The organism is Prevotella sp. E13-27, assembly GCF_023217965.1.
Classification (GTDB): Bacteria; Bacteroidota; Bacteroidia; order Bacteroidales; family Bacteroidaceae; genus Prevotella.
On sequence record NZ_JALPSC010000002.1, the window covers coordinates 1620873 to 1634951 of the forward strand.

The 14079-nt window shown below is 48.1% G+C and carries 9 protein-coding genes; 7 read left to right on the forward strand and 2 right to left on the reverse strand.

The window, feature by feature from the left end:
• Positions 1-90: 90 nt before the first annotated feature.
• The 7 genes from lpxD (at position 91) to M1L52_RS15950 (ending at position 9589) form a co-directional block, all read left to right on the forward strand.
• Positions 91-1122, forward strand: coding sequence for a UDP-3-O-(3-hydroxymyristoyl)glucosamine N-acyltransferase (gene lpxD / locus M1L52_RS15920; protein WP_248616001.1), 1032 nt, complete (start codon positions 91-93; stop codon positions 1120-1122).
• A gap of 26 nt (positions 1123-1148) precedes the next feature.
• Entirely contained in the window at positions 1149-2534 is a 1386-nt protein-coding gene (locus M1L52_RS15925; protein WP_248616002.1) for a bifunctional UDP-3-O-[3-hydroxymyristoyl] N-acetylglucosamine deacetylase/3-hydroxyacyl-ACP dehydratase, read from the forward strand.
• A gap of 23 nt (positions 2535-2557) precedes the next feature.
• Positions 2558-3328, forward strand: coding sequence for an acyl-ACP--UDP-N-acetylglucosamine O-acyltransferase (gene lpxA / locus M1L52_RS15930; protein ID WP_248616003.1), 771 nt, complete (start codon positions 2558-2560; stop codon positions 3326-3328).
• A 16-nt stretch (positions 3329-3344) separates the two neighbouring features.
• Positions 3345-4241: a tRNA (adenosine(37)-N6)-dimethylallyltransferase MiaA gene (gene miaA / locus M1L52_RS15935; protein ID WP_248616098.1), complete on the forward strand. Its 897-nt coding sequence runs from the start codon at positions 3345-3347 to the stop codon at positions 4239-4241.
• Positions 4242-4332: 91 nt separating this feature from the next.
• The gene (locus M1L52_RS15940) at positions 4333-6645 is read left to right on the forward strand and encodes a transglycosylase domain-containing protein (RefSeq protein WP_248616099.1); all 2313 of its coding nucleotides are present in this window, start codon (positions 4333-4335) and stop codon (positions 6643-6645) included.
• A 58-nt stretch (positions 6646-6703) separates the two neighbouring features.
• Positions 6704-8419 (forward strand): AAA family ATPase, encoded by a 1716-nt coding sequence (locus tag M1L52_RS15945; protein WP_248616004.1) that lies wholly within the window; start codon positions 6704-6706, stop codon positions 8417-8419.
• A 354-nt stretch (positions 8420-8773) separates the two neighbouring features.
• Entirely contained in the window at positions 8774-9589 is an 816-nt protein-coding gene (locus M1L52_RS15950) for a hypothetical protein (RefSeq protein WP_248616005.1), read from the forward strand.
• A gap of 113 nt (positions 9590-9702) precedes the next feature.
• Here M1L52_RS15950 and glgP read toward each other — a convergent pair whose 3' ends face one another.
• Together glgP and M1L52_RS15960 are read right to left on the reverse strand one after the other, a co-directional pair.
• The gene (gene glgP / locus M1L52_RS15955; protein ID WP_248616006.1) at positions 9703-12273 is read right to left on the reverse strand and encodes an alpha-glucan family phosphorylase; all 2571 of its coding nucleotides are present in this window, start codon (positions 12271-12273) and stop codon (positions 9703-9705) included.
• Between the two features lie 62 nt (positions 12274-12335).
• Entirely contained in the window at positions 12336-13997 is a 1662-nt protein-coding gene (locus M1L52_RS15960) for a glycogen/starch synthase (protein ID WP_248616007.1), read from the reverse strand.
• Between the last annotated feature and the right edge of the window lie 82 nt (positions 13998-14079).

The following is a 14079-nucleotide window of genomic DNA, read 5'->3' on the forward strand; positions in this document are numbered from 1 at the left end:
TTTTTATTACCTTTGCCGCGAAAAGCCTGTTCGTGTTATAGATAACGAACATTTTATTGCAATAAAAGAGACTCATCTTAAATTTAAGAAATGGAATTTAAAGCGAAACAAATTGCCGACTTTATTGGCGGACGTGTGGAAGGCAACGAGGATGCCGCAGTCTTTACCTTTGCAAAGATTGAAGAAGGAAAACCCGGTGCCATCTCGTTCCTGTCGAATCCCAAATATACACATTACCTCTACGACACAGAGTCAACAATAGTGCTCGTCAACGATGATCTTGAGCTGGAACACGAGGTAAAGCCCACACTGATTCGCGTAAAGAATGCCTATGAGGCAGTAGCTAAACTCCTGCAGCTCTATGCTTCCATGCAGCCAAAGAAGACTGGCATAGACAAGCTGGCAAGCATATCAGAGAAAGCCACCATTGGAAAAGACGTGTTCATCGGCGCATTCGCTGTCATCGGCGACGGTGCTGTCATTGGCGACGGCGCACAGATTCACGCACACACAGTCATAGGCGACGGAGTGAAGATTGGTGATGGCAGCATCATCTATCCTAACGTAACAATATACCAGGGATGCCAGCTGGGCAAGAATGTCACCATCCACGCAGGCAGCGTAATAGGTGCCGACGGCTTCGGATTCGCTCCTAATGTGGAAGGCTACGACAAGATTCCACAGATAGGCATAGTTATCATAGAAGACAACGTGGAGATAGGTGCCAACACCTGCGTTGACCGCTCTACGATGGGTGCTACAGTTATCCACAAGGGTGTGAAGCTCGACAACCTCATTCAGGTGGCACACAACGTGGAGATAGGCGAGAACACCGTAATGTCAGCACAGGTAGGCATAGCAGGCTCGACAAAGGTTGGCTCATGGTGCATGTTCGGCGGACAGGTTGGTCTGGCAGGCCACATCACGATAGGCGACCACGTGAACCTCGGAGCACAGTCGGGCGTGCCTGGCAGCATAAAGGAAAACCAGACGCTCATAGGAACACCTCCTATGGAGCCGAAAGCATACTTCAAGTCGCAGGCCATCTTCCGCCGTCTGCCAGAGATGTACAAAGAGCTGGCTGAACTGCGCAAGGAGCTTGACGAGCTGAAGAAAAAGTAATAAAAAAAACAAAAAGACATATACCCATGATGAAACAAAAGACACTGAAAGGCAGTTTTTCACTCTGCGGAAAAGGCCTTCACACAGGACTTAGTCTCACAGTAACATTCAACCCCGCTCCTGAGAACCACGGCTACAAGATACAGCGCATAGACCTTGAGGGTATGCCCATCATCGACGGCGTAGCAGAAAACGTGGTTGACACTCAGCGCGGCACCGTGCTTGCCAAGGGCGACGCAAAGGTATCGACTGTTGAGCACGCTCTCTCAGCACTCTACGCTCTGGGAGTTGACAACTGTCTCATTCAGGTAAACGGTCCTGAGTTCCCAATCCTTGACGGCAGCGCCATCAAGTATGTGGAGAAGATCAACGAGATAGGCACTGAAGAGCAGAACGCTCCAAAAGACTACTATGTCATTCGCAAGAAGATTGAGGTGAAGGACGAAGAGACCGGTTCTTGCATCACCATACTGCCAGACGAGGAGTTCTCGCTGACAGCCATGTGCTCATTCCAGTCGAAGTTCATAAACAGCCAGTTCGCAACACTCGACGACCAGTCGAAGTTCGCTGAGGAGATTGCGCCCGCGCGTACCTTTGTATTCGTAAGAGATATTGAGCCACTGCTTCAGGCAAACCTCATCAAGGGTGGTGACCTCGACAACGCCATCGTAATGTATGAGCGTCAGATATCACAGGAGCAGCTGGACAAGCTGGCAGACATGATAGGTGTGGAGCACCGTGACGCCACAGAGCTGGGATATATTCAGCACAAGCCCCTCGTATGGGAGAACGAGTGCACACGTCACAAGCTGCTGGACATCATAGGCGACATGGCGCTGATAGGCAAGCCCATCAAGGGACGTATCATTGCCACACGCCCTGGTCACACCATCAATAACAAGTTTGCACGCCAGATGCGCGCAGAGATTCGTAAGCACGAGATTCAGGCTCCTGCCTACGATCCAAACGAGGAGCCGATAATGGACGTTAACCGCATACGCGAGCTGCTGCCCCACCGCTACCCCATGCAGTTGGTAGATAAGGTGATAGCTCTTGGTCCCACAAGCATCGTTGGTGTGAAGAACATCACCGCTAACGAGCCATTCTTCCAGGGACACTTCCCACAGGAGCCAGTGATGCCCGGCGTGCTTCAGGTAGAGGCAATGGCACAATGCGGTGGTCTGCTCATTCTGAACACACTCGACGAGCCAGAGCGCTACTCTACATACTTCATGAAGATTGACGGAGTGAAGTTCCGTCAGAAGGTGGTTCCTGGCGACACGCTGCTCTTCAAGGTTGAACTGCTTGCTCCACTGCGCCACGGCATCTCTTCGATGAAGGGATATGTCTTCGTGGGCGACAAGGTTGTGTCAGAGGCTACATTCTCAGCACAGATTATCAAGAACAAATAATAAGGACTAACAGACTGTAATATATGAACCAGATTCATCCAATGGCCATTGTTGATCCAGAGGCAAAACTCGGTGACAACAATTTCATCGGTCCATTCTGCGTGATAAACAAAGATGTAGTAATCGGTGACAACAACAAGTTCGTGAACAGTGTAACCGTACACGACGGAGCACGCATAGGCAACGGCAACGAGTTCTTCCCAGGAGCAAGCATCGCCACAAAGCCACAAGACCTGAAGTTCAAGGGTGAGATAACCACAGCAGAGATTGGCGACAACAACTCTATTCGCGAGAATGTTACCATCAGCCGCGGCACTGCCTCGAAGGGCAAGACCGTGGTAGGCTCTGGCAACCTGCTCATGGAGAACATGCACGTGGCTCACGACTGTGTCATCGGCAACGGATGTATCATTGGCAACTCAACTAAGTTTGCCGGCGAGGTAGTGGTACACGACAACGCCATCATCTCAGCCGAGGTGCTCATCCACCAGTTCAACAACATAGGCGGCTATGTGATGATTCAGGGCGGCACACGCTCAAGTCAGGACATTCCTCCTTATGTCATCGCTGGCAAGGAGCCTGTACGCTTCGCTGGTGTGAATCTCATAGGTCTGCGCCGTCGCGGATTCAGCAACGAGACAATAGAACAGATCCACGACGCCTATCGCATCATCTATGCAAGTGCAGTGCTCAAAGACGGTATCACCGAGGCACGCGCCAAGTATCCTGACTCAAAGGAAGTGGAGTACATCTGCTCATTCATAGAGAACTCAAAGCGAGGAATCATCCGTTAAGGCTACGAAAACACTTATCGTCATAACAGGACCCACAGCTGTCGGAAAGACAGAGCTTTGTCTTGACATAGCACAGCATTTCGGCATTCCTATCATCAATGCCGACTCACGACAGATTTACAGGGAACTGAAGATTGGCACTGCCGCACCTACCGAAGAACAACTTCGGCGGGTGCGACATTTTTTTGTAGGTTCACTGAGCATAGACGACTACTACAGCGCATCGAACTATGAGGAAGATGTGATGGCGTTGCTAAGCGAACACTTCAAGAGCAACGACTACGCGCTGCTTTCAGGCGGAAGCATGATGTATATCGACGCTGTGTGTAACGGTATTGATGACATTCCAACTGTTGACGAGGGAACACGCGAATTGCTGAAACGACGACTTAAGGAAGAAGGACTTGAGGCACTCTGCGAGGAGCTGAAAAGACTGGACCCTGAGCACTATGAAATTGTTGACAGGCACAATCCGCGAAGAGTGGTACACGCGCTGGAGATATGTCTTATGACAGGCAAGACCTACACTTCGTTCAGGAAGAACGAGCGCAAGCAGCGCCCATTCCGAATCATAAAGACGGCTCTCAATCGTCCTCGAGAAGAGCTGTATGACAGAATAAACAGAAGAGTGGACCAGATGATGGGCGACGGACTGCTTGAAGAGGCGAAGTCACTCTACAGCAAACGCGAGCTAAATGCTCTGAACACCGTGGGCTACAAAGAGATGTTTGCCTATCTCGACGGAGTATGGCCACTCGAAGAAGCTGTAGAGAGGCTGAAGGGCAACACACGACGCTATGCGCGCAAACAGCTGACATGGTATAAGAAAGACCCCGACATAACGTGGTTTGACATAAACAAAAATACAACGGAAGACTTGCTTTCCTATCTAAACAACTATGACAAACAATAGAATGGCTGAAACGGTAAAGACAATAATGGGAGCGACAAAGACCATATTGAAAGGCGCAAAGAAATGTCTTGCAGCATGCAAGAATGGGTTTATGTGGTTTTTTAAGGGCAGACCCTGGTATGTCAAGATATTGTCATCGCTGCTCATAATAATAGTGACGTTCGTGCTCTACCTGCTGGCTGTTGACAACAACTTCCTCTGGCTCTTCGGCAAGTCACCAAGCATGATGACTGTGAAGAACACGCGTCCTGCACAGGCGTCAGAGATATATAGCGCTGACAGCATAATGATAGGCAAGTTCTTCAGCGAGAACCGCACACCAGTGAAATACGAGGATGTGAATCCCATCTTCTGGCAGGCACTCATAGATACTGAGGACGAGCGTTTCTACCATCATCACGGCATAGACTATCAGGCATTCTTCGCAGCACTGAAAGACTATGTGGTACACCACGATGCACGAGGTGCCTCAACCATAACACAGCAGCTGGCAAAGAACCTCTTCCGCGTACGTACAGAGTACTCGACAGGTGCGCTCGGAAACGTGGCAGGACTGAAGATGCTCATCATGAAGAGCAAGGAATGGATAACAGCCACAAAGCTGGAATGGAACTTCTCAAAGGAGGAGATTCTTACTATGTATGCCAATACTGTTGACTTCGGCAGTAACTCGTTTGGCATAAAGACAGCATGCAAGACCTACTTCGGCAAGAGTCCTAAGGACATCACCCCAGACCAGGCAGCAATACTCGTGGGCATGCTAAAGGCAACCACCTATTACAACCCACGTCTGAACCCTGAAAACAGCAAGAAGCGCCGTAACACCGTTCTCGACCTGATGCTCAAGCACGGACATCTGACAGAGGTGCAGTGTGACTCACTGAAGCAGAAGGACATCACACTCGACTACAGCGTAGAAAAAGTATATGACGGACAGGCCACCTATTTCCGTGAGGAGATAGCCAACCAGCTGCGCGACTGGTGCAGGGAGAAAGGACTGGACCTCTACACATCGGGACTGAAGATCTATACCACCATAGATACTCGCATGCAGCACTATGCCGAGGAAGCTGCAAAGGAACAGATGGCGATAATACAGAAGAAGTTCAACGACCACTGGGGAAGGACAAACCCATGGCAGGACGAGCGCCATCAGGAGATTCCGAACTTCATAGAAAACATTGCGAAGCGACTGCCATTATACAAGAAGCTGAAGAAACGCTTCCCGGAATCTCAGGACTCGATAGACTATTATCTCAACCTCCCCCACCCTGTCAAGCTGTTCAGCTATGACGGACAGATAGAGGCAGAGATGTCAACACTCGACTCCATAAGATATATGGAGCACTTCATGCACTGCGGCTTCGTTGCAATGGAAGCGGAGACAGGACATGTGAAAGCATGGGTGGGCGACATAGATTTCGACACTTGGAAGTATGACAAGGTGACAGCAATGCGTCAGCCAGGCTCAACATTCAAGCTGTTCGTCTATACAGAAGCTATGAATCAGGGAATGGTGCCTTGCGACACACGCGTGGACTCCTACTTCTCAATGAAGGTATATGATGCCGACAAGAAGAAGGAAGTGCTTTGGGCTCCCACCAATGCCAACGGATATTTCTCAAACATGGAGACCCCGCTGAAGTCGGCATTCGCACAGAGCATAAACTCAATAGCCGTGAAGGTGGCTCAGGAAGTGGGCATAGAAAGAGTGGCAAAGACAGCCCATGAGATGGGCATAAAAAGCAAGCTCGACGAGACACCATCGCTGGCTCTCGGCTCAAGCGACGTGAACCTGCTGGAGCTTGTCAATGCCTACTCAACAGCTGTCAACGACGGTGTGTTCCATGAGCCGGTACTTGTTACGAAGATAGAAGACCGCGACGGAAACGTGATATTCGAAGCACCCGACGAGAAGCGACAGGCCATATCCTACAGAAGTGCCTTCCTAATGCAGCAGATGCTGATGGCAGGAATGCGCGAGCCAGGAGGCACAAGCATGAACATGTGGAGATTCGTGCGCAACTTCTCTGACACTGACTTCGGAGGAAAGACTGGAACATCAAACAACCACTCTGACGCATGGTTCGTAGGCATCTGTCCGAAACTCGTTTGCGGAGCATGGGTTGGTGGCGAATACAGAGCCATACATTTCCGTACAGGACAGCTCGGCCAGGGCTCACGAACAGCACTGCCCATCTGCGGCGACTTCTTTGAGAAGGTGCTCAGCGACCCTAACTTCAAGCAGTACCGTGGACGCTTCGCAGCTCCTCACGACGAGACGCTGCGCTCAGACATGTATCAATGTCCTTTTGTCTATTACGTACCAGAGGATAGCGTCAGCGCTGACAGCCTCGGCAACTGGGACACTAAGAAGACATGGGAAAACGATTCTATTGAATAGAGGTGAGAAGTGAGAGGTGAGAAGTGAGAGGTAAGAAGTGAGAGGTGAGAGGTTAGAAATGGAGCTCGATTTAGACAATAAAGAGTGGCAGGATGCCATACAGATTGTGAACTTTACCAGACGCTCGCTTTTTCTCACAGGAAAGGCAGGTACAGGTAAGTCCACATTCCTGAGATATATTGCCAAGAACACGAAGAAGAAGCACGTCATTCTTGCCCCTACAGGCATAGCAGCCATCAACGCTGGTGGCTCCACACTGCACAGCTTCTTCCGACTGCCATTCCACCCTCTCCTACCCAACGATATCCAGTATGACAGGCGCCACATACGCGACACGCTGAAATATACCAGTGCACAACGCAAGCTGTTGCGCGAGGTGGAGCTGATTATCATCGACGAGATATCAATGGTGAGGGCCGACATCATTGACTTTATAGACAAAGTGCTGCGTATCTTCACACGCAACGAAGAACCATTTGGTGGAAAGCAACTGTTGCTCGTGGGCGACATTTTTCAGCTCGAACCGGTATTGAAAGAAGAAGACCGCCAACTGCTCAGTCCCTTCTATCAGTCGGCTTATTTCTTCAACGCCAAGGTATGGCAGAAGATGCCGCTTGTCTCTATTGAGCTGAAGAAAGTCTATCGACAGAAAGACGACCATTTCATAGGAATACTCGACAGAATAAGGCAGAACAGCGCTACAGCTATAGACCTACAGCAATTGAATAGCAGAGTGGACAAGGAGCGCGATGATGACAATGGACTGCAGATTATTCTCGCTGCCCGACGCGACATTGTTGACTACACTAACGAGCAGCGCCTCAACGAGCTTGAAGGCACGCCAACCATCTTCCACGGAATAATTAATGGTGACTTCCCTGAATCGTCGCTTCCCACACCAATGGAGCTACAGATAAAGCTGGGAGCACAGGTCATCTTCATAAAGAACGACAAGGAGAAACGCTGGGTCAACGGCACCTTAGGCATAGTGACAGAGATTGACGAAGAAGAAGGTGTAATCACAGTGACCGATGAAGCAGGAGCTGACTTCCATGTAGAGCGTGACGTGTGGGAAAACATGCGCTATACCTTCGACAACACGGAGAAGAAGATTGTAGAAGAACTCCTTGGCACATACACCCAATTTCCCATAAGACTGGCATGGGCGATAACTGTTCACAAGAGCCAGGGTCTCACATTCAACCAGGTGTCTATAGACTTTACAGGCGGAGTGTTCGCAGGCGGACAGACCTATGTTGCCCTGTCACGATGCACATCGCTCCAAGGAATAACACTAAAGACACCCATACGTCAGAACGACATCTTCGTCAGGGCCGAGGTAGTGCAGTTCGCAAAGATGTTCAACAACAAGAACCAGATAGCCCGCGTGATGAAGGAAGGCGAAGCCGACAAGCAATACCATGATGCTATCAAGGCATTCGACAGAGGCGACTTCGGAGCTTTCCTCGACAATTTCTTCCTTGCCATACACAGCCGATATGACATAGAAAAGCCCCTCGCCAAGAGATTCATAAAGAAGAAGCTTGAGATAATAAACAAGCAAAAGGCAGAGATAGCTGCACTGAAAGAAGAAAAGAAGCAGCGCGAAAAGACTCTTAAGAGACTGGCTGCTGAATATACTCTTCTTGGAAAGGAATGTGAGGAGGAGGGAATGACCGATGCTGCCATACGCAATTACAACAAAGCGTTGGAACTTTATCCCGATGCACCTGATCCAAAGAAAAGGCTGAAAAAGTTGCAAAAACAGGGATAGAAATCAATACTTTAGAAAAATTTACAATTGTGTGGGCACACAATTCAAAAAGTAAAAAAAACACAAAGAAAAGTTTGGAGGCTAAGAAAAAAATGCCTATCTTTGTGTCGTTATCCTGAAAACAATCTTTTTACCTTAAAAGAACTAATACCTATTGAAGATGGAAGTGGCTGTCTGCGAAGACCGCCGCTTTTGCTTTTTATATAGTTCATTTTCTGAAAATACTAATGTCTTTTCCCAGAAAAATGCATAATACGTTTTTTAAGAAAAAAACATATTTATTATATAAGGAAATCACAACTTTTCATTACCTTTGCAGCCAAACATACAAAGAATAATAAAAACTAGAAAAACATGAGTCAAGACACAGAAAGAAAAACCCTAACACTTAAGACTCTTACAAAGAGTACGGTATGGGATGTTCAAGAAAATGATATTTTCCGCATGTGGGAAGGTGCAGAGAAAGACTCTGACACACGAGAGAATCTTCGCCACTATACCGACATTATCCGTAGCGCTTTCATGATTGAGGAGATAGAAGACACCCCTATCATGAAGACAAAATACGAGAAGCAAGGATATAAGGTGGCACAGCTGAAGCTCGATGAGGACAAAAAGATTACATGGGCTATCAAGAAGCGCCCCATAGTAAGAGTGACCGACCTCACCTATGAGAACGTGCGCCACATCACAGCAGCAAAGCTCATTGAGGTTCTCGACCGCAACTTCGGTGGTGGTTGGGATTCTATCTCACAGAGCATCAAGGACATCATTGAGAGCGGCTTCGACATCTCTACCACTACCCTGCCAAAGGATCGTCTGCACAAGAAGGGCGGCATGTATGAAAAGAAAATCAACGATGGTTTCGAAGTGCTCGAAGTGCCCAAGGGAACATGGGTTGAAGCAATCTTCGCAAAAGCAAAGCCTGAGGCAGAGAAGCCACGCATGAAGATGTCATCACTCCGCGACTTGGACAGCGACAGCGAAGAGGATGATGATGCAGACGTAGAGATTGAGGACACATACAACAAGCCCGATGAGGACGACATGGAGCTGGAAGAGCCAAACGACGAGGATATCACAGAGGACAACTACTCTACGATGATGGATCTTGGCTCTGGCGACCCTGACGAAGAGGCAGAGAACATATCTGACTACGGCGACGAGTAAACAATACTGCTTTATATAATCAGCGGACTATTTCCAATCCGAACATAAAAAACGCTTCCAAGCAATCAGCCTGGAAGCGTTTCTTTTATTTGTGTCGTATCTCTACTTCACCATTAGAATGAAGGGAGTTCAAGCCACTTTACGTAGCAGAAGTCCTGACGGTGAGGCAGGTTCTTGTTCTTAGGATACATACGTACTGCACTCTTGTACTGGCCAGCCTGCTTTGGAGCGAGCTCAGCCTCAAAGGTGTAGTTGATGCCATCCTTAGCCACCATCTTCAGAGGCTCAACGCTAAAGATGTGCTCCTCGCCGTTATTGTCAACATAAACGTTAACCTTCTCGAGAGCTACAGCGTCATCGAGACCCTGCTCGTTGATGACATAACGCAGAGTGTACTTCTGGTCTGTCTGAATGCCAGATGCAGGATAATCCCACTCAGCCTTAACAACAGATATGCCATCCCAACGCTCTGCAACAGTCTCCTTCCAAAGAGCAATCTCCTTAGCCAACTGGTTGTTGTTCTTAGAGATCTCCTTGAAGCGCTTAGCCTCCTTCTCATAGAACTTAGAATAGTAGTCGTCGAGCTGACGCTTCATGGTGTAGTGAGGAGCAATCTGGGCGATAGAGTTCTTGATTACCTTAATCCAACCCTCAGAGATGCCCTTCTCGTTCTTAGCATAGTAGAGAGGCACGATCTCGTTCTCAAGCAGAGAATAGATTGTAGCTGCGTCGAGCTGATCCTGATAGCCCTGGTTCTGATATGTGCGCTTCTCAGTAAGAGCCCAACCAGCACCCTCACGATAACCCTCAAGCCACCAACCATCTTTCACAGAGAGGTTTACGACACCATTCATCTCGGCCTTCTCACCTGATGTACCAGAAGCCTCGAGAGGACGTGTAGGAGTATTCATCCAGATATCAACGCCTGAAACGAGACGACGAGCCAACAGGAAGTCATAGTCCTCAAGGAAGATAATCTTACCCTGGAACTCAGGACGCTGAGAAATCTCGAAGATACGCTTGATGAGTCCCTGACCAGCGCCATCGGCGGGGTGAGCCTTACCTGCGAAGATGAATATTACTGGATGCTCAGGATCGTTAACGATCTTAGCCAGACGAGCCTCGTCGGTGAACAGCAGGTGAGCACGCTTGTAGGTAGCGAAGCGGCGGCAGAAGCCGATGACAAGAGCATTAGGATTGAGGCGTCCCATCAGCTTAGTGATACGTGAGGGATCGCCCTGGTTCTTCAGCCATGTGTCGCGGAACTGAACCTGAATATAATCGAAGAGCTTCTGCTTAAGAGCCATACGTGTCTCCCAGATCTCCTCATCAGGACAGTTATAGATGCCGTGCCAGATTTCCTCATTAGACTGGTCGAACATGAAGTTCTTGTCGAAGTACTTCTTGTAAACGTCGAGCCACTCAGCAGCAACCCATGTTGGGAAGTGTACACCATTGGTAACGTAGCCAACGTGGTTCTCCTCAGGATAGTAGCCGTTCCAAATACCAGAGAACATCTTCTGTGATACCCAGCCGTGAAGCTTTGACACGCCGTTAACCTCCTGACAGGTGTTACATGCGAATGTTGACATACAGAACTTCTCTCCGTGGTCATCAGGATTTGTACGACCCATGCCAATGAACTCGTCCCATGTGATGCCGAGCTTCTGCGGATAGCCTCCCATATACTTGCCGAAAAGACCTTCATCGAAGTAGTCGTGACCTGCAGGAACAGGAGTGTGAACAGTATAGAGGCCACTTGCACGAACGAGCTCCATTGCCTGGTTGAAAGTAAGACCCTCGTCGATATAGTCGCACAGACGCTGCAGGTTGCAGAGAGCAGCGTGACCCTCGTTGCAGTGGTAAATATCCTTCTTGATGCCGAGCTTCTTCAGAGTCAGCACGCCACCGATACCGAGCAGAATCTCCTGCTTCAGACGGTTCTCCCAGTCACCACCGTAGAGTGAGTGAGTGATCGGCTTGTCGTACTCTGAGTTCATCTCGTTGTCTGTATCGAGAAGATAGAGCTTGATACGACCTACGTTTACACGCCAAACATAAGCGTGAACGGTGTAGTTCATATAAGGAACTTCTACAACCATTGGGTTGCCGTCCTTGTCAAGTTGACGCTCAATAGGAAGCGATGTAAAGTTCTGTGCCTCATACTTAGCAATCTGCTGGCCGTCCATAGAGAGACTCTGTGTGAAGTATCCGAAACGATAGAGGAAACCAATAGCACACATGTCAACATTTGAGTCAGAAGCCTCTTTCAGGTAGTCACCAGCAAGCATGCCCAGACCACCAGAGTAAATCTTCAGAGCTGAGTGCATACCATACTCCATAGAGAAGTATGCCACAGAAGGACGCTTCTTGTCGGGCTCTACATCAATATAGGCACGGAACAACTCATAGACTATCTTGATGCGCTTCATCAGAGCCTTGTCCTTGATAATCTCGTCCTTGCGTGAATGGCTCAGACGCTCAAGGAGCATCACGGGATTGTGCTTCACATCGTGGTAGAGCTCAGGATCAAGGTCACGGAACAGGTCGCGAGCCTCATAGTTCCACACCCACCACAGGTTGTGTGCAATCTCATCGAGGCACTTCAACTCTTCGGGAAGGCTCGATTTCACTGTCAGCTCTCTCCAAAGAGGAGCATTTGTGTAGTCAGCTTTGATTTTCATTGTTATAAATGATTAGAATAATAATTATTTACACCTATTTTAATATATATAATATAGCTCTTCTACAGGGCTGCTCTTACTGCTGCCTTGCGAAGTGCGATATCGTATGCTTCGTAATAATACTTGATAAACTCGCTCCAAAGGGCTTTCTTCGACAGCTTCTCGGCATTCTTACGACATTTATCTTTCTCCTTGTCTGTAAGACCAGAATAATAAGCCACCGTATCCTTTATGATATCGGCCACCTCAGAGTAGTTATAGTCAGTGCGATGAATGACCTTAACGCCATCGGCAATCTCGCCATCACGTCCGAGTTCCTTGTTTACCCACATTCCGAATCCTGCAAGGTCGGTAGTGATACATGGAACCTTAAATGCCACTGCCTCAAGAGGTGTGTAGCCCCAAGGCTCGTAGTATGATGGATATATGCAGAGGTCGTTGCCAAGCAGCACATCATAGTATGTGAGGTTCATTATGCCATCCTTGCCATCAAGATAGCAAGGCAGGAACACCACCTTGACATTATCCTCATGACGATTGTGCATATCGTAGAACTTCATCATGTTAAGCACATTGTCGTGTCCCATGTTGTGAAGCCAGTGTGTCACCTGGGGCACCTCCAATGGTGTTGTGAACTTCTCGTTTGAATTCAGTCGTTCCATGAGATCCTGACGTGGCTCGCCCACCCATCCAGGTACAACGATGAATGCCAGAACCTTCTTTTTCAGGTCGCGATCACGCAACAGACGGTTCATTGCCTCAACAAACACATCGATACCCTTGTTTCTGAACTCATAGCGTCCAGATGTTGAAACGATGATTGTCTCGTCGTCAAGTTCCTCACCCAGCAAGGCATTTGCCACAGAGAGCATCTTCTTTCGTGCCTGCTTGCGCTTAAGATTGAAAATCTGAGTCTTTGGAACAAAACTATTGTCGAAGCCATTAGGCAGTACAACATCAACGGGCTTGTCAAGAAGTTCCAGACACTCGCGAGCTGTGATGTCACTAACCGTAGTGAAGCAGTCAACATTATGTGCAGTCTGTTTCTCAATAGAGTGCTTGCTCTGCATGTTCAGCTCATCGGCCATCTGGTCACCGTTATAAGCGAACAGATAATCATAGAGTGGCTTCTGGTTACCTGCGATAGAGCGTCCTATGCTCGTTGCATGAGTAGTGAAGACAGTACCAATCTGAGGCACTTTCTTCTTGATGTAGAGCGCACCAAGTCCGCACATCCACTCATTGGCATGATATACAACATTCAATGAAGGATTGTTTAGGTGTTTGTACATACTCTCAACAACCAATGCTGCTGCATAGGAGAACATTGATGCCTCGTCGTAGTCACCGTAGGCGTGTAATGAATCAACCTGGAAGTTTTCCCAAAGCCAAGTGTAGATTTCGTTTTTCTTTTCGAAGAATGGATTGAAGTCCACCAATACTGCGATAGGTTCTCCTGGAATGGTCCATCGGCCTACCCTTACATTCAGTCCCTGTTCCTTAGCCTCCCGTTGCCACTGGGCAAAAAGAGTCTTATCCTCTCGGAAATAGAGGCTTTCTTTATCTTTCCAAAAATCCGGACCGATAAAAATAATCTTGTCTTTTAGTTTATCCTGAAGAGTCTTTGCACGAGTAGAAAGGACCGTATAAATACCACCAACCTTGTTACATACTTCCCAACTCGACTCAAATATGTAGTCAGGACATAATTGTTCTTTATTCATGTTTATAATTAATAGCGCTTGCAAAGATAAGTAAAAAATTCTAACTTTAGAAAATTTTTATACATATATTTTTCGTTTTCAC

Bases quoted from the DNA above. Each gene is read 5' to 3' on its own strand.
- lpxD (WP_248616001.1), top strand. From the start codon at position 91: ATGGAATTTAAAGCGAAACAAATTGCCGACTTTATTGGCGGACGTGTG.
- M1L52_RS15925 (WP_248616002.1), top strand. From the start codon at position 1,149: ATGATGAAACAAAAGACACTGAAAGGCAGTTTTTCACTCTGCGGAAAA.
- lpxA (WP_248616003.1), top strand. From the start codon at position 2,558: ATGAACCAGATTCATCCAATGGCCATTGTTGATCCAGAGGCAAAACTC.
- M1L52_RS15940 (WP_248616099.1), top strand. From the start codon at position 4,333: ATGTGGTTTTTTAAGGGCAGACCCTGGTATGTCAAGATATTGTCATCG.
- M1L52_RS15945 (WP_248616004.1), top strand. From the start codon at position 6,704: ATGGAGCTCGATTTAGACAATAAAGAGTGGCAGGATGCCATACAGATT.
- M1L52_RS15950 (WP_248616005.1), top strand. From the start codon at position 8,774: ATGAGTCAAGACACAGAAAGAAAAACCCTAACACTTAAGACTCTTACA.
- glgP (WP_248616006.1), bottom strand. From the start codon at position 12,273: ATGAAAATCAAAGCTGACTACACAAATGCTCCTCTTTGGAGAGAGCTG.
- M1L52_RS15960 (WP_248616007.1), bottom strand. From the start codon at position 13,997: ATGAATAAAGAACAATTATGTCCTGACTACATATTTGAGTCGAGTTGG.